A 15,605-nucleotide genomic window follows, 5' to 3' on the forward strand; every position below is an offset into this window, starting at 1 on the left:
GAGCGAGGACGGTTCGGAGACCTTCACCTCCACGATGGTGGTGGACGTGATCGGCGAGGTCGCCGACGACACGGCCACGATGCAGCCGGGCGAGACGAGCGTGACGGTCGACGTGCTCGCCAACGACTCGGTCGACGGCGTGGTGCTCGACCCGACGAGCGTGCGGCTGGTCGACCCCGGCACCGGCGCCCTGGTCGACGAGGTGGTCGTGTCGGGCGTCGGCGTGTGGAGCGTGGACACGACCACCGGCGCGGTCACCTTCACGCCCGTGCCGAACTACGTCGGCGAGGTCCCTGCGGTCTCCTATGTCGTGACCGGCGACGACGGCGCGACCTACACCGCCGACGTCTCCGTCGAGGCGCTCGGCGCGGCCGACGACGACGTCGCCTACACGGCGCCGGGCGGTCCGGGAACGGTCGACCCGCTGGCCAACGACTCGGTCCCCGGGGCGGTGCTGAACCCGGCGTCGGTACGGCTGGTCGACCCGGCCACCGGCGACGAGACGACCACGTTGACCACCGCCGAGGGCGCCTGGACCGTGAACCCGGCGACCGGGAGGGTCACGTTCACGCCGACCGCCGGATACGTCGGCACGCCCGCCCCGGTCGCCTACCTCGTCGACGACGGCGAGGGCCGCACCTACACGGCGACCATCACGGTGACCGCGGTCGGCGAGGCCGCCGACGACCAGGCGACGGCCTCCGATAGCGGGCCCGTGGTGATCGACCCGCTCGCGAACGACAGCGTGGGCACGGTGCTGATCCCGTCGAGCGTGCGGCTGATCGACCCGGACACCGGCCTGCCGGTGACCGAGCTGGCGGCCGACGGCGTCGGCACGTGGACCGTGGACACGACCACCGGACGGATCGCCTTCACCCCCGCCGACGGCTTCACCGGGGCCGTCCCGCCCGTCGTCTACATCGTCACCGGCGAGAACGGCCTCACCTACGGCGCGATGATCGAGCTCACCATCGAACCCGCGACCGACACCGACACCGACACGACCGGGACGGCCGACGACCCCGACGACGGCCCGCCCGGCCTGCTCCCCGGCACCGGCACACCCGTCCCGCCGATAGTGCTGCTCGCCGCGCTGCTGGCCGTCGTCGTCGGAGCGGCGCTGCTGCGCCGCTCCCGTCGGCACAACAGCTGACTCGCGCGCTGAGACGGCGCCCGCCATCGTGCAGATCTGGACCGAGTCCACCCGCGACCCCGACTGTGCCGAGGTCGTTCACCACGCCCTCGACCTGCTCGCCACCATCTCGACCGTCCCATGACCCGGACCGCGTGGACGGCGCTGCTGATCCACTCCGCCCTCGTGCAGGCGATCACCTTCTGCCTGCGCCCGGCCAGCACCTACCGGGCCATCGAGCTCGACGTGCCCGGGGCGGCGCTCGGCGCCATCGGCGCGTCCTTCGCCCTCGTCCCGCTGCTGTTGGCGCTGCCCGTCGGCGGGCTCGTCGACCGCGTCGGCGAGAAGGCGCTCGTGCTCAGCGGCGGGGTCTGCATGGTCGGCGCGTCGACGGTCTTCCTCACCCTGTCCGACACGGTCGCCGGACTCGTCGCTGCCAACGCACTGCTCGGCGCAGCCCACCTCGCCTGCGTGATCGGCCAGCAGGCACTCGTCGCGAACGTGTCCGGCACGAGCCAGCTCGACACGATGTTCGGCTACTACACGTTCATGGCGTCGCTCGGCCAGGCTGCCGGACCGGGTCTGATCGCGGCGGTGTCGGGCAGCTCGGTGCAGCCCGACACCGGACCGATCTTCGCGCTCGCCCTCGTGCTCAGCGTGGTCCTTCTGGCATCGGCACTACCGCTGCCCCGACGTCGGCGCAGCGCGAGCGAACGGTCCGAGGCTGGCGGCGGACTCGTCGCGCTGCTGCGCACGCCGGGCCTCGGCCGCGCGCTCACCACCAGCGCGATCATCCTGTCGGCGGTCGACCTGACGCTCGTCTACCTGCCCGCGCTCGGGGCCGAACGGGGGCTGTCGGCGGCGACGGTCGGCGCGCTGCTGACCGTGCGAGCGGTCTTCTCGATGGCGTCGCGACTCCTCCTTGGACGCCTGTCGGCCTGGCTCGGCCGCACCCGACTGATGAGCGTGTCTATCCTGTTGTCGGCCGCGACCCTGGCCGCCTGCGCCGCGCCACTGCCCGTCTGGGCACTGCTGATGATCGTGGCGCTGCTCGGCCTCGGACTCGGCGTCGGCCAACCGCTGACGATGTCGTGGCTGACTGAGCAGGCCCCGCCCGCACGGCGCGGGCAAGCCCTGTCGCTGCGCCTCGCGGGCAACCGGGTCGGCCAGGTGGTCGTCCCAGCGACCCTCGGCGCCGTCGCGGGCGGGTCGGGCGCGGCCGCGGTGCTCGCCGCCACGGGCGTGGTGGTCGGCGCCTCGGCCTTGCTGTTGCGCGGTTTCAGCATCGACCCCGGCGAGTGAGCCGCGCTTCGGCCCCGTCGCGCACTACCGTGAGGACATGCGCGAGGTCCCGTCGATCCCCTGGTGGCCGCTCTTCGGCGCGGTCGCTCTGATCCATGTCGTCCTGCTCAGCGTCGGCGCCGGGCCGTGGGACAGCGTCACGAAGTGCCTCGCGGCGCCGCTGCTCGTCGGCTGGCTGTGGTCGATCGGCGCGCCGCGCATCCTGATGTTGGCGATGATCTTCTGCCTCGGCGGCGACTTCTTCTTGGAGTTCGACAAAGACCCCTTCTTCCTCGCGGGCATGGCGTCGTTCGCGCTGGCCCACGTCTGCTTCATCGCGTGGTTCGTGTCACGTGGGGCGCTGCCGCTGCTGCGTCAGCAACCCGCGCTGATCGGCGTGCTCGTGGCGGCGGCCGTCGCCATCGTGGCGACCGTGTGGACCGACATCGGCGACGTGGTGATCCAGGCGGCGCTCCCGTTCTACGCCCTGTTGTTGGGCGGCACGGCGGCCACGGCGCTGGTGGTCGACAAGCTCGCCGGGGCTGGCGCGGTGCTGTTCCTGGTCTCCGACGCGATCATCGCGCTGACCGCGTTCGGCACGGTCAAAGCCACGACGGTCACCGATGTGGCGATCATGGTGCTCTACTTGTCGGCCATCGCCCTGCTCGCCGTCGGCGCGAGCCGCCTCGACCCGAAGGTCGCCGCGTCGCAGTGAGCGGGGGGAGCCGCTTCTACCGCTGTGTCGCCTGGCTCGCCGCGACCCTTCTGCGCCTCCAGGGCTACCGCTTCGACATCCAGGGGACCGAGAACATCCCGACCGACGGGCCCGGTGTGCTGGCCGCGAACCATCAGAGTTTCATCGACTTCATCCTCGTCGGCTATGCCGCGCGGCAACGCGGACGACTCGTGCGGTTCATGGCGAAGCAGGCGCTCTTCGACCTGCCGCTCGCAGGGCGGGCGATGCGCCGCATGGGGCACGTCCCCGTCACCCGTGGCAGCGGGGCGCTCCCCTACCGGCGAGCCCGCGACTGGATCGACCGGGGCGAGCTGGTCGGCGTCTTCCCCGAGGGGACGATCAGTCGGTCGTGGCTGATCAAACCGCTCCGGCCGGGGGCGGCGGGCCTGTCGCTCAGCCGTGGCGTGCCGCTGATCCCGGTGATCTCCTGGGGCGGTCACCGGATCTTCTCGGTCGACGGACACCGGAGTCTGCGGCGGCGTATCCCGGTGACCATCCGTGTCGGCGAGCCGCTGACCCCCGACGAGGGCGAGGGCGTGCCGGAACTGACCGACCGACTCCGCGTCGCTCTGACGGCCCTGCTCGACCAGGCCATCGAGGACTACCCCGATCAGCCCAAAAACGACGCCGACCGCTGGTGGCTCCCCCACACCCACGGCGGCGCCGCCCCCGACCCGGAGACGGCCCACGCCTTGGACGTGGCGGCGGTGGAGCGGCTGGGGGACATCATCGAGTGAGCGGCCAGGCGGCGAGGTCGTCGAGGGCGCGGTTGTTCTGGCGAGCCCAGCGGTTCCAGTCCTCGGCTTTGGCGGCGTGCCAGCGGCGCTGGCGCTCCATCAACTCCTTGACCGACAGGCCCGCGAGTCTCGGGTCGGAGGCCTGAGCGCGGGCGACGTCAGCAGCGGCCCGCGCGTCGGAGAGCGCGTCATGGGCGTTCTCCAAGACCACGCCCAGCCGCTGGGCCACATCGCCCAACCGACGCTGACCGCGCAGCCGGGGGTTGAGGCCCCAGTCGACGACGAACGGGTCGACCACGACGAGTCGCGACCACTCCGGCTCACGCAGACCATGCCGTCGGCACTCCGCGGCGAGCATGGTCAGGTCGTAGGCGGCGTTGAACACCACGAGCGGAACCGACCGCTCGACGAGCCCGTCCACCCAACGGGCGGCGTCATCGATCACCCGCTCCGAACGCGGCGCGCCCCGCACCGCCTCGGCGTCGAGCCCGTGCACCGCCGACGCCGCCGCGGGGATCGGGACGCCCGGGTCGACCAGCCCCTCCCGCGTCGCGTCACCGTCGATCAGCGCGAACGAGACCACCCGGTCGTGCCGGGGGTCGACGCCGGTGGTCTCGAAGTCGAGCGCCGCGAGCGGTCCGTCGTGCCATGCCATGCGTTCACCGTAGGGGGAGCCTCGGACAATGGAGTAGCCACCTCGATCGTCAAGTAGTACGATCGTACAAATTCTTCCGCCTCACTCAGGAGTACAGCGTGCGCAAGACCAGCTTCGACGGGACCCTCACCGTCATCACCGGCGCGGCCAGCGGCATCGGTCGGGCGGCCGCCGAACTGGCCGCCCGTCGCGGCGCGCGCCTGGTGCTCACCGACGTCCAGGCCGAGGCGCTCGACGAGACAGCCCGCTCGCTCGGCGACGCTGTGGTCTACCACGAGGCGCTCGACGTCGCCGACGCCGACGCGGTGCTGGCCTTCGCCGACCGAGTCCACGCCACGGTCGGGCCGGTCGGCGTCGTCATGAACGTCGCGGGCATCTCCACCTGGGGCCGCATCCAAGACCTCGAGCTGAAGCACTGGCGGCGCACGGTCGACATCGACCTGATGGGTCCGATCCACGTCATGCACGCCTTCACCCCGGCGATGATCGAGGCGGGCCGCGGCGGCCACATCGTCAACGTCAGCTCGGCCGCCGGACTCTTCGGCCTGCCGCTGCACGCCCCGTACAGCGCGGCGAAGTTCGGCCTGCGCGGCGTCAACGAGGTGCTGCGCTTCGACCTGGCCCGCGAGAAGATCGGCATGACGCTGGTCTGCCCCGGCGCGGTCGCCACCCCGCTCGTCGGCACCGTCGACATCGTCGGCGTCGACCGCGACGACCCGAACGTCAGCAAGCTGGTCGGCCGCTTCGAGCAGCACGCGGTCACCCCCGAGGTCGCCGCCGAGAAGATGCTGCGCGCGGTCGAGAAGGGGCGTCACACGGCGTTCACGTCGAACGACATCCGCTTCGGCTGGTACGCCCAGCGCTACTTCCCGTTCGGCTACTCGGTCGTCATGCACATCATGAACCGACTCGCCCAGCGGGCGCTGCTCAAGAGCAAGGGCTGACTCTCACCCGTCGCGGCGACGCGTGAGGGTCAGATGGACGACCCCGCTCGGCGACGGCGTCTGTTCGATGTCGAAGCGTTGCTCCAGCCCTTCCAGCCCGTCCCACAGCCGCTCGCCGCGACCGAGCAGGATCGGCACGACGACCACGTGCAGCTCGTCGATCAGGTCGGCCTGGAGGAACTGACGGACGGTCGTGGTCCCGCCGCCGATCCGCACGTCGAGTCCGCCGGCCAGCTCGCGGGCCCGTTCCAGCGCCTCGACCGGCTCGGCGTCCATGAAGTGGAAGGTCGTGCCGCCGCCGGTTTCCAACGGCGGTCGCGGCTGGCTGGTCAGCACGACGACCGGCGTGCCGAAGGGCGGGGTGTCGCCCCACCATCCGCGCCAGGCGTCGTCGGGCCACGGCCCCGACGCGGGCGCGAACTTGTGACGGCCCATGATCTCGGCGCCGATCCCGGTGTTCCAGCGGCTCGCGAAGGCCTCGTCGACCCCGACCTCGCCGTCGCCCTGGTCGCCGTGGAAGCCCATGCGCGTGAAGGTGCGCGTCGGCAGCGCCCAGGACAGCAGGCGGTGGCCGTCGTGGCCGAAGGGCGCGTCGAGGCTCTGCCCCTCGCCCGTGCCGAAGCCGTCGAGCGAGATCGAGAAGTTGTGGACACGGACGAGTGACATGGGGCCTCCTGGCGTCAACGGTCGGTGAGATGTTCGGCGACGTGGGCCGCGAGTTTGCGCAAGGTCTGGCGGCCGCCCTCGACCGCCCGGTATTTCTGGACGGCCTCGTCGCGGAGCTCGCGGGTCGGGAAGACCGTGCGCAGCTCGACTCGGGTCGCCTCGCCCTCGACCATGAAGGTCAGGAACGAGTCGAAGGCGTTCGGGTCGCCCGCGAACTCGCCATGCCGCAGGGTGATGCGCTCGGGCGGGACGATCTCGGTCCAGCCGATCCACTCCGGGTAGCGCGTGCCGTCGGGGCCGGTGAGCGTGAACACCCATGCGCCGCCGACCCGGAAGTCGAAGGAGTCGGTGGCGGTGGTGAACCCCTCAGGACCCCACCAGCGCGACAGGTGCCGGACCTCGGTGAACGCCTCGAAGACCAGCTCGCGCGGCGCGGCGACGAGATGGGAGACGACGATCTCCCGGTCGGCGGTCTCACTCATGCCCGCCCGCCTCCCGGGTCCGCTGGAGGCCCTGCACATAGGCGTCCAGTCGTTCGAAGCTCTCGGTCCAGAACCGTTCGAAGCCGACCAGCCACTCGCGGACCGGACGCAAGCCGTCGGCGTCCAGCTCGTACAGGCGCTGTCGGCCGTCCTCGCGCACCCGCACCAGCCCGACCTCGCGGAGGACGCGCAAGTGTTTGGACGCCTGGGGCTGGGTCAGGCCCAGCTGGTCGGCGAGGTCGTTCACCGCGTGCTCGCCGTCGCGCAGCCGGTCGAGGATCTCCCGGCGGCGCGGCTCGGCGATCGCGTTGAACGCGTCAGAGGTCGTGGTCGCCCGTGCCATGCGACCACCATATTCCCATATGGGGATATGTCAAGCGATCTGAGCGATCAGCTCAGCGGTGGCGCGGGCGTAGCCGGGGACGCCCTCCCCCACGACGACCACGTCGGCGACGTCGCTCAGATAGGAGTGGTGGCGGAAGGACTCGCGCGCGTGGACGTCGGAGATGTGCACCTCCGCGAACGGCAGCGCGACCCCGGTCAGCGCGTCGCGCAGGGCGACCGACGTGTGGGTGAGCCCGCCGGGGTTGATCACGATCCCGGCGACGGTCGTGCGGGCGGCGTGGATCGCGTCGATCAGCACGCCCTCGTGATTGCTCTGCAGCGCCTCGACCTCGAAGCCGGACTCGCCCGCCGTCCGCTCGACCAACGCGACCACGTCGTCGAGCGTCTCCGCCCCGTACACCTCCGGCTCCCGCACACCGAGCAGGTTGAGGTTCGGTCCGTTGAGCAACAACAATGAAGGCACCTCGCCACGGTAGCGCGGCGACAACCTCAGGAACCACCATGTACCGCATCGCCGTCGAACTCCACGGGATCCCCCTCGGCGCCCTCCACGGCGACGCGCGTTCCTTCGACTTCCTCCCTGATCCTGAGGCGGTCGAGAGGTTCGGCGACGGTTCGACGGCCCTGTCCGTGGCGGTTCCCCTCACCGAGCGACCGCGTCGACATCACGCCGAGCGACGGCGCAACTGGTTTCGAGAATTGCTCGCCGAGGGCGATCAGTACCGGAACCTGCTGCGCCACGGCGACCTGCCGACCGACGACGCGCCCGCCTTCCTCAGCCGTTACGGCGGCGACCTGCCGGGAGCGGTCACCCTCCGACACCCCGACGAGACCGCCGCCCCCGAGCTGCGCGCCGTCGACAGCGCCGAGGTCAGGCGACTCCTCGACGACCCTGTCGGATCACCCTTGGCGAACGCCCCCACAGCGGGTAAGTCCTCGCTCGGCGGGGTGCAGCCGAAGATCGTGCTGGCCCGGACCGCCGACGGATGGGCGCAGGCGCTCGGCGGACACGCCACCACGCACCTGCTCAAGCCACGGCTCGACGGCGACGAGACGTCGGTGATCTTCGACGAGGAGTACGGCACGCGACTGGCTCGCCGCCTCGGGCTCGCCGACCACGCGACCACGCTGGAGGAGTTCGACGGACTGCCGACCCTCGTGGTCGAACGGTACGACCGCGACGGCTCCGAACGCGTGCACCAAGAGGACTTCAACCAGGCCCTCGGCGCGAGCCGCAATCAGAAATACCAAGAGATCGGCGGCGTCGTCAGCCTCCAGCGGATCGCCACGACGATCCAGCGCCACTGCCCCGACGAGGACCTGACACGGCTCGCCCGCATGGTCGTGCTCGCGGTGGCCGTCGGCAATCTCGACATGCACGCCAAGAACATCGCCCTCGTCCACGAGATCGACGGCCCGGTCCGCCTCGCCCCGGCCTACGACGTCGTGCCGCACGCCCACCGACCGAACGACGGTCGCCTCGCCCTCGCGGTCAACCGCGTGTACTCCCACGCCACTGTCACCGCGCGCGACCTCGCCGCCGAGTTCGCCTCATGGGGGCTGCGGCGAGGCGCCCGGCTGATCGACGACACGCTGGAGGAGATCGCGGCGCTCCTCGAGGAGGAGACACCTCACCCGCAGGCCGCGCCTGACCTGCGCGAAGACCTGCGGCGGTTCGTCGCGAACCTGCGCGGGGGTGGTCCGGCCGGGGAGCCGAACCGATAGACTCCGGCCAGGATGATCACCCTGCTGGCTGTGCATTTCCTCGCCTCAGCGGGGGCCCCTGCCCTGGTCCGGCTGCTCGACCGGCGGGCCTTCCTCGTCCTCGCGCTCGTCCCGGCCGCCAGCCTCGTCTGGCTGGCTCCGAAAGTCTGGCGCGGCGACACCCCCACCGACCGCCTCCCCTGGGTCCCCGGCCTGCACCTCGACATCACGCTGCACCTCGGGCCGGTCGGCGGGCCGCTGTCGCTGCTGGTCACCGGCATCGGCGCGCTCGTGCTCGTCTACTGCGGCTGGTACTTCAAACCCGGCGACCCGGAGATCTGGCGTTTCACCGCCGTCTTCACCGCCTTCGCCGGAGCCATGCTGGGCCTCGTCCTCGCCGACAACGTCTACCTCCTCTACCTGTTCTGGGAACTGACCACCGTCCTGTCGTTCCTGCTCGTCGGCCACAACCCCGAGCGTCGGGCTAACCGTCGCGCGGCGATCAACGCGCTGCTCGTCACCACCTTCGGCGGCCTGGCGATGCTGGCCGGACTCGTCATCGTCCACCAGGAGACCGGTTCGCCGCTGCTCAGCGAGATCGTCACGCATCCGCCCGAGGCCACGGCCACCGTCCAGATCGCCGTCGGCCTGCTGCTCGTCGGCGCGATCTCGAAGTCGGCCCTCGTGCCCTTCCACTTCTGGCTGCCCGGTGCGATGGCCGCCCCCACCCCGGTCAGCGCCTACCTGCACGCCGCCGCCATGGTGAAGGCGGGCGTCTTCCTCGTGACCGTGCTCGCCCCGGCCTTCGCCGACCTGTCCTGGTGGCGGCCCTCGCTCGTCGCGCTCGGCCTGCTGACGATGACCGTCGGCGGGCTGCGGGCGCTGCGCCAGTACGACGTGAAGCTGCTGCTCGCCTACGGCACCGTCAGCCAGCTCGGCTTCCTCACCCTCGTCGCAGGCCTCGGCACCCGGTCGGCGGCCGTCGCCGGACTCGCGCTCGTCGTCGCGCACGCGTTGTTCAAGTCGACGCTGTTCCTCGTCGTCGGCCTGATCGACCGCAGCACGGGCACCCGCGACCTGCGCGTTCTGTCGGGCCTGTGGCGACTGCTGCCGTGGCCGTGCGCCGCCGCCGTCGTCGCCGGGGCGTCGATGGCCGGCGTCCCGCCACTGTTCGGCTTCGTGGCGAAAGAGGCGGTGCTCGCCGCGCTGGAAGACCTCGACGCCGACGCCGGAACCACCTGGGGACTGATCGCGCTCGGCGGCGTCGTCCTCGGGTCGATCCTCACCGTCGCCTACACGGCGCGCTTCGTCTGGGGCGCGTTCGCGACGAAGAAGGGCGTCGAGCCGCCCGCGCTCACCCGCCACCCGGCCTGGTTCACCGTGCCGCCGTTCGTCCTGGCGCTCTCCTGCCTCGCGGCGGGCCTGCTGAGCGAGCGCGTCGCCCCGCTGATCGAACGAATCGGCTCCTCGTACCCGACCGGCGCGCACGAACCGAGCCTCGCCCTCTGGCACGGCGTCAACCTGCCGCTGCTGCTGTCGACGCTGAGCGTCGTCGGCGGCGTCGCGCTGTTCATCGCCCGCCATCCCGTCGCCGCCGCGCAGCACGCGGTCACCGACCGGGTCTGGCTGCCCGAGGCCGAGCAGACCTACTACGCCTTCCTGCGCGGCCTCGAACGCCTCGCCGTCGAGGTCACCGGCCGGGTGCAGCGCGGCTCGCTGCCGCTCTATCTGACCACGATCCTCGCGGTCGTCACCCTCGCGCCGGGGGCCATGCTCGTGCGGGCCTATCTGGAACGCGGCGAGCCGCTCGACGTCACGGTCGCGAACCGCCCGGCCCAGCTCGTCGTGGCGCTGCTCATCATCGGGGCGGCCGTCGCCACCACCCGCTCGCGCCGGCGCCTGCGCGCGGTGCTGCTCGTCGGCGTCACCGGCTACGGCACGGCGCTCATGTTCATCCTGCACGGCGCGCCCGACTTGGCCCTGACGCAGATCCTCGTCGAGACCTTCCTGCTCGTCACCTTCGTGCTGGTGCTGCGACGCCTCCCCCGGTTCTTCTCCGAACGCCCCTTCACCGCGAACCGCTGGCTGCGGGTCGGCGCGGGCGTCATCGTCGGCGGCGTGGTCGCCGGACTGGCCCTGCTGATGGCCGCCTCGCGCACCGCCGACCCGATCGGCCACGAGTTCGCCGGACCGGCCGTCGAGTACGGCGGCGGCCACAACATCGTCAACGTGACCCTGGTCGACATCCGCGCTTGGGACACCCTCGGCGAGCTGTCGGTGCTGGTCGTCGCCGCGACGGGCGTGGCCAGCCTGATCCACCTGCTGACCGACCGCGCCGAGCGCATCAACCGGGTGCCGCGCAGCACCGGCGAGGCCCGCTGGCTGCGCCGCGTCGACGCGGTCAAGGCGTCCAAGCGCTCGCTGGTCTTCGAGGTCGTCACCCGGCTGGTCTTCCACGCGGTGATCGTCTACTCGGTCTTCATCATGCTGGTCGGCCACAACCAGCCCGGCGGCGGTTTCGCCGGCGGGCTGATCGCCGGCCTCGCCCTCGCGGTGCGCTATCTCGTCGGCGGCCGCAAAGAGCTCGACGCCGCCGCGCCGGTCGACGCCGGACTCGTGCTCGGCCTCGGCCTGGCCACCGCCGCGCTGTCCGGCCTGCTGCCGACGCTGCTCGGCGGCGGGGTGCTGCAGAGCGCCATCGTCGACCTCCATCTCGGCCCGCTCGGCGACCTCCACCTCGTCACCTCGGTGTTCTTCGACGTCGGCGTGTATCTGGTGGTCGTCGGCCTGGCCCTCGACGTCCTGCGCAGCCTCGGCGGCGGCATCGACCAGCAGGTCGAGAAGGAGGACGAGGCGGTGACCCTCGTATGACCGTGGACCTGGTGCTCATCGCCGCCATCGGCGTGCTCGTCGCCTGCGGCACGACCCTCGTGCTGGAGCGCAGCCTGACCCGCATCCTCGTCGGCTTCGTGCTGCTCGGCAACGGCGTCAACCTGTTCTTCCTCGTCGCGTCCGGCGACCCGGGCGGCGCGCCCATCGTCGGGCTGAGCGACGAGCCGATGGCCGACCCGCTCCCCCAGGCGATGGTGCTGACCGCCATCGTCATCACCCTCGGCACCACCGCCTTCGGCCTCGCGCTGGCCTACCGCGCCTGGCAGCTCGAAGGCCACGACGACGTGCAGGACGACCTCGAGGACGCGCTCATCATCCGCCGGGCCGAGCGCGACGACACCTCGACCAGCTTCGACGACATGGACGAGACGCTGCCCGACGAGGAAGGCTCCGACACCCCCGAGGAGCGCGACCGATGAGCCACCACCTCTGGGACCAGCTCGTGCTGCTGCCGGTCATCCTGCCGCTGCTCGGCGCGGGGCTGTGCCTGGCCTTCGGGCGGTCGGCGCCGGCCCAGCGCCTCATCAGCGTCGTCGTGCTGACCGTCGTCGTCGCCGTCGCCGGAACGCTCCTGTGGCGCGCCGACGCCTACGGCCCGCAGTCGGTGAACGTCGGCGGATGGTCGGCCGACATCGGCATCAGCCTCGTCGCCGACCGGCTCTCGGCGCTGCTGCTCGTCGTGTCGACGATCGTCACGCTGAGCGTGCTGCTGTACTCCTTCGGCCAGGGCATCGTCGAGTTCGGCCGCGACGCGCCGCTGTCGGTCTTCCACCCGACGTTCCTGGTGCTGAGCGCGGGCGTCTCGGCGGCCTTCCTGTCGGCCGACCTGTTCAACCTGTTCGTCGGCTTCGAGATCCTGCTCGCGGCGAGCTTCGTGCTCATCACCCTCGGCGGCACCGAGGCACGGGTGCGGTCGGGCACGATCTACGTGATCGTCAGCCTCATCTCGTCGTTCCTGTTCCTCATCTCGATCGCGGCGGTGTACGCGGCGGTCGGCACCGTGAACCTCGCCGCGCTGCCCGAGCGGATCGCCGAGCTGCCCGAGCCGGTGCAGTTGGTGCTCCAGCTCATGATCTTGGTGACCTTCTCGATCAAAGCCGCCGTCTTCCCGCTGTCGGCGTGGCTGCCGGACTCCTATCCGACCGCGCCAGCCCCGGTCACCGCAGTGTTCGCGGGCCTGCTGACGAAGGTCGGCGTCTACGCCATCATCCGCGTGCAGACGACCGTCTTCCCCGACCAGCCGCTCAGCGACCTGCTGATGGTCGTGGCGATCCTGACGATGGTGATCGGCATCCTCGGCGCAGTCGCGCAGTCCGACATCAAGCGTCTGCTGTCGTTCACGCTGGTCAGCCACATCGGCTACATGCTCTTCGGCATCGCGCTGGCCACCGAGGCGGGCTACGCGGGCGCGATCTTCTACGTCGTCCACCACATCACCGTGCAGACGGCGCTGTTCCTGGTGGCCGGTCTGATCGAATACCGCACCGGCACCACGCAGCTCGACCGGCTCGGCGGGCTCGCGCGCGCCACGCCGATCCTCGCCGTGCTGTTCTTCATCCCGGCGATGAACCTCGCCGGCGTCCCGCCGTTCTCCGGCTTCCTGGGCAAGCTCGCGCTGATCCAGGCGGGCGCGGCCACCGGCGAGCTGCTCGTCTACGGCGGCGTCGCGGCGGGCCTGGCGACCAGTCTGCTCACCCTGTACGCCGTCGCGAAGGCGTGGAACCGGGCCTTCTGGCAGCCGCTCGACGACGACATCGAGTACGGCTCGCCCACCTCGGCGGCGCTGCATCCGACCATCGCCACCGCGGACACCGTCTCGCGTCTGCCGCGCGGCATGGCGCTGCCGACCCTCGGCCTCGTCGTCTTCTCGCTGACGCTGTCGGTGGCCGCCGGGCCGCTCGTCAGCCTCAGCCAGCGGGCCGCCTCCGAGCTGGCCGACCAGAGCGCGTACACCGAGGCCGTGCTGGGAGAGACGCCATGATCCGCTGGAGGGCGGTCGCCGCCCTGACCGTGCTGTGGCTGCTGCTGTGGGGCGACGTCACACCGCTGCTCGTGGTCGGCGGCATCGTCGTCGCAGTCGTCGTCCTGCTGGTCTTCCCGTTCCCGAGCGCCGAGTGGGACGGCACGCTGCGCCCCTGGCCGTTCGCCGTGCTCGTCAGCCGCTTCGCCGTCGACCTCGTGGTGGCGAGCTTCCAGGTGGCCTGGCTGGCCGTCCGGCCCAAGCCCTTGGGACCGGGGGCCTTGATCCAGGTGCAGCTGCACACCCGCTCGGAGTGGCTGCTGACGCTCACCGGCGAGCTGATCTCCCTCGTGCCCGGCACGCTGCTCATCGAGATCGACGCCGACAACGGCAAGATGGGCCTGCATGTGCTCGACGGGAGCCGCGACCTCGCCGACACCGAGCGCGAGGTGCTGGAGCAGGAGCGTCGGGTGATCGCGGCGCTCGGCTCGCGCGACGAGTACGCGGCCTACTGCACGGCCGGGCAGGAGTCGAACGACGAGGAGGCGGGACGATGACCGAGGTCGGATGGGTGTGCCTGGGGCTGCTCGGCGTCACCGGCGCCCTCTGCGTGGTGCGCGTGGTGCGCGGGCCGACGATGCTCGACCGGACGGTCGCCGCCGACGTCTTCGTCGCCGCGACGGTCGGCGCGATCGGCATCGAGGCGGCGGTCAACCGGCACACCACGACGTTGCCGATCCTCGTCGCGATGTCGCTGGTGGGCTTCCTCGGCTCGGTCAGCATCGCCCGGTTCACCACCCGCGACGACCGCCCGAACGAGCACCCCCGGAAGAAGACACAGGCATGATCGACGTCATCGCCGGATTCCTGCTCATCACCGGCGCCGCGCTGGCCACCATCGCCAGTATCGGCCTGGTGCGCTTCCCCAACGTGTTCTCCCGCATGCACGCGGCGACCAAGCCTCAGACGCTCGGTCTGATCTGCATCCTGCTCGGCGTCGCGCTGCGGCTGCAGACGGTCGCGGCGACCACGACGCTGCTCGTCGTGATCGTCTTCCAGCTGGTCACCGCGCCGGTCGCCTCGCACATGGTCGGCCGCGCCGCGCACCGCGTCGGCCTCATCGACCCCGACCGCCTCACCCGCAACGATCTGGACTGACCTACTTCACGAACTTGCTGGTGGTGCGGTTCTTGAGGAGCTGGCCGCCGGTCTGGCAGGCGGGGCAGTACTGCAGCGAGGAGTCGGAGAAGACGACCTCGGCGACGACCTCGGCGCAGACGGGGCAGGGCTCGCCCGCCTTGCCGTGAACGCGCATGCGGGTGCGCTTGTCGTCTTTGAGCTCGGCGGCGGGCTTGCCGTGGGCGTGCTCGACCGCGTCGGTCAGCACCTCACGGATGGCCGTGTCGAGGCGGACGATCTCGTCGTCGTCCAACGTGGCGGCGATGGCGAAGGGCGACAGGCGGGCGGCGTGCAGGATCTCGTCGCTGTAGGCGTTGCCGATCCCGGCGAGGATCTTCTGGTCGCGCAGCAGCCGTTTGACCTGCATACGCCGGCCGAGCAGCGGTCGGATCGTGAAGCCGTCGGCCAGCGGCTCGGGTCCGAGGGCGGCGATCCCGGGGACGTCCTGGGGATCGCGCACGAGATAGACGGCGAGACCTTTACGGGTGCCCGCCTCGGTCACGTCGAAACCGCCACGCGGCCCGTCGCCGCGGTCGATCCGGACGCGTAGCGCCAGCGGTCCGCCCTTCTTGACCGGATGGTCGGAGAAGTTCTCGACCCAGCGCAGCCATCCGGCCTTGGCGAAGTGGATCACCAGGTGGAGCCCGTCGACCTCGACGTCGACGAACTTGCCGTGCCGCCGCACCCCGGTGACCGCGAGCCCGCGCAGCGCGTCGGCGGGCGGGTCGAAGGTCTTGAGCACCGCGAACGACGCCACCTCCGCCTCGGCGACCGTCACGCCGACCAGACGCGCGCTCATGTCCGCGACCAGCGCGTCGACCTCCGGCAGTTCAGGCATGCCGCCATCTTGTCACCTCGACAGACTTCTCAGGCAGAGTTACAGTTATTTCAG

At 71.2% G+C, this 15,605-nt stretch carries 18 protein-coding genes; 12 read left to right on the forward strand and 6 right to left on the reverse strand.

Annotation, left to right across the window (positions count from 1 at the left end):
• The 4 genes from QM621_RS01055 to QM621_RS01070 form a co-directional block, all read left to right on the forward strand.
• Positions 1-1,153 (forward strand): Ig-like domain-containing protein (locus QM621_RS01055; RefSeq protein ID WP_414988492.1); only part of this gene is annotated, 1,153 nt, incomplete at its 5' end.
• 120 nt (positions 1,154-1,273) lie between these two features.
• A complete protein-coding gene (locus tag QM621_RS01060) occupies positions 1,274-2,434 on the forward strand; it encodes an MFS transporter (protein ID WP_414988493.1) in 1,161 nt (386 codons plus the stop codon).
• Between the two features lie 37 nt (positions 2,435-2,471).
• Positions 2,472-3,128, forward strand: a complete 657-nt coding sequence (locus tag QM621_RS01065) for a lysoplasmalogenase family protein (RefSeq protein WP_414988494.1) — start codon at positions 2,472-2,474, stop codon at positions 3,126-3,128.
• Positions 3,125-3,886: a lysophospholipid acyltransferase family protein gene (locus QM621_RS01070; protein WP_414988495.1), complete on the forward strand. Its 762-nt coding sequence runs from the start codon at positions 3,125-3,127 to the stop codon at positions 3,884-3,886. Before QM621_RS01065 ends, QM621_RS01070 begins: the two co-directional genes overlap by 4 nt.
• Here the strand turns inward: QM621_RS01070 and QM621_RS01075 are convergent.
• Entirely contained in the window at positions 3,876-4,541 is a 666-nt protein-coding gene (locus tag QM621_RS01075; RefSeq protein WP_414988496.1) for an exonuclease domain-containing protein, read from the reverse strand. The two genes, QM621_RS01070 and QM621_RS01075, sit on opposite strands and share 11 nt — an antisense overlap.
• A 98-nt stretch (positions 4,542-4,639) precedes the next feature.
• Between QM621_RS01075 and QM621_RS01080 the strand changes: the two genes are divergently transcribed.
• Complete coding sequence (locus tag QM621_RS01080) at positions 4,640-5,485, forward strand: SDR family oxidoreductase (protein WP_414988497.1); 846 nt, start codon at positions 4,640-4,642, stop codon at positions 5,483-5,485.
• A 3-nt stretch (positions 5,486-5,488) separates the two neighbouring features.
• On the opposite strand, the gene QM621_RS01085 is transcribed toward QM621_RS01080, so the two are convergent.
• The 4 genes from QM621_RS01085 to aroQ are packed head-to-tail and all read right to left on the reverse strand — an operon-like array spanning position 5,489 to position 7,441.
• Positions 5,489-6,151: a dihydrofolate reductase family protein gene (locus QM621_RS01085; RefSeq protein ID WP_414988498.1), complete on the reverse strand. Its 663-nt coding sequence runs from the start codon at positions 6,149-6,151 to the stop codon at positions 5,489-5,491.
• 14 nt (positions 6,152-6,165) lie between these two features.
• Positions 6,166-6,633 (reverse strand): SRPBCC domain-containing protein, encoded by a 468-nt coding sequence (locus tag QM621_RS01090; RefSeq protein ID WP_414988499.1) that lies wholly within the window; start codon positions 6,631-6,633, stop codon positions 6,166-6,168.
• Positions 6,626-6,976 (reverse strand): ArsR/SmtB family transcription factor, encoded by a 351-nt coding sequence (locus QM621_RS01095; protein ID WP_414988500.1) that lies wholly within the window; start codon positions 6,974-6,976, stop codon positions 6,626-6,628. Before QM621_RS01095 ends, QM621_RS01090 begins: the two co-directional genes overlap by 8 nt.
• Positions 6,977-7,006: 30 nt before the next feature.
• A complete protein-coding gene (gene aroQ / locus QM621_RS01100; protein ID WP_414988501.1) occupies positions 7,007-7,441 on the reverse strand; it encodes a type II 3-dehydroquinate dehydratase in 435 nt (144 codons plus the stop codon).
• A gap of 38 nt (positions 7,442-7,479) precedes the next feature.
• On the opposite strand from aroQ, the gene QM621_RS01105 reads away from it, so the two are divergent.
• From QM621_RS01105 to mnhG, 7 genes are read left to right on the forward strand one after another with little or no spacing between them, the layout of a single operon-like run.
• Entirely contained in the window at positions 7,480-8,703 is a 1,224-nt protein-coding gene (locus QM621_RS01105) for a type II toxin-antitoxin system HipA family toxin (RefSeq protein WP_414988502.1), read from the forward strand.
• A gap of 12 nt (positions 8,704-8,715) precedes the next feature.
• Entirely contained in the window at positions 8,716-11,553 is a 2,838-nt protein-coding gene (locus QM621_RS01110; protein ID WP_414988503.1) for a Na+/H+ antiporter subunit A, read from the forward strand.
• Complete coding sequence (locus QM621_RS01115; protein ID WP_414988504.1) at positions 11,550-11,993, forward strand: Na(+)/H(+) antiporter subunit C; 444 nt, start codon at positions 11,550-11,552, stop codon at positions 11,991-11,993. Before QM621_RS01110 ends, QM621_RS01115 begins: the two co-directional genes overlap by 4 nt.
• On the forward strand, positions 11,990-13,555 hold the full coding sequence (locus tag QM621_RS01120) for a Na+/H+ antiporter subunit D (protein ID WP_414988505.1): 1,566 nt from the start codon (positions 11,990-11,992) through the stop codon (positions 13,553-13,555). Before QM621_RS01115 ends, QM621_RS01120 begins: the two co-directional genes overlap by 4 nt.
• A complete protein-coding gene (locus QM621_RS01125) occupies positions 13,552-14,091 on the forward strand; it encodes a Na+/H+ antiporter subunit E (RefSeq protein ID WP_414988506.1) in 540 nt (179 codons plus the stop codon). The genes QM621_RS01120 and QM621_RS01125 overlap by 4 nt, the downstream gene beginning before the upstream one ends.
• Positions 14,088-14,381: a monovalent cation/H+ antiporter complex subunit F gene (locus QM621_RS01130; protein ID WP_414988507.1), complete on the forward strand. Its 294-nt coding sequence runs from the start codon at positions 14,088-14,090 to the stop codon at positions 14,379-14,381. Before QM621_RS01125 ends, QM621_RS01130 begins: the two co-directional genes overlap by 4 nt.
• Positions 14,378-14,692 (forward strand): monovalent cation/H(+) antiporter subunit G, encoded by a 315-nt coding sequence (gene mnhG, locus QM621_RS01135; RefSeq protein WP_414988508.1) that lies wholly within the window; start codon positions 14,378-14,380, stop codon positions 14,690-14,692. Before QM621_RS01130 ends, mnhG begins: the two co-directional genes overlap by 4 nt.
• A gap of 1 nt (position 14,693) precedes the next feature.
• Here the strand turns inward: mnhG and QM621_RS01140 are convergent, their stop codons facing one another.
• On the reverse strand, positions 14,694-15,551 hold the full coding sequence (locus tag QM621_RS01140) for a DNA-formamidopyrimidine glycosylase family protein (protein WP_414988509.1): 858 nt from the start codon (positions 15,549-15,551) through the stop codon (positions 14,694-14,696).
• Positions 15,552-15,605 lie beyond the last annotated feature (54 nt).

Source organism: Aeromicrobium sp. (assembly GCF_047606445.1).
Lineage (GTDB): Bacteria > Actinomycetota > Actinomycetes > Propionibacteriales > Nocardioidaceae > Aeromicrobium.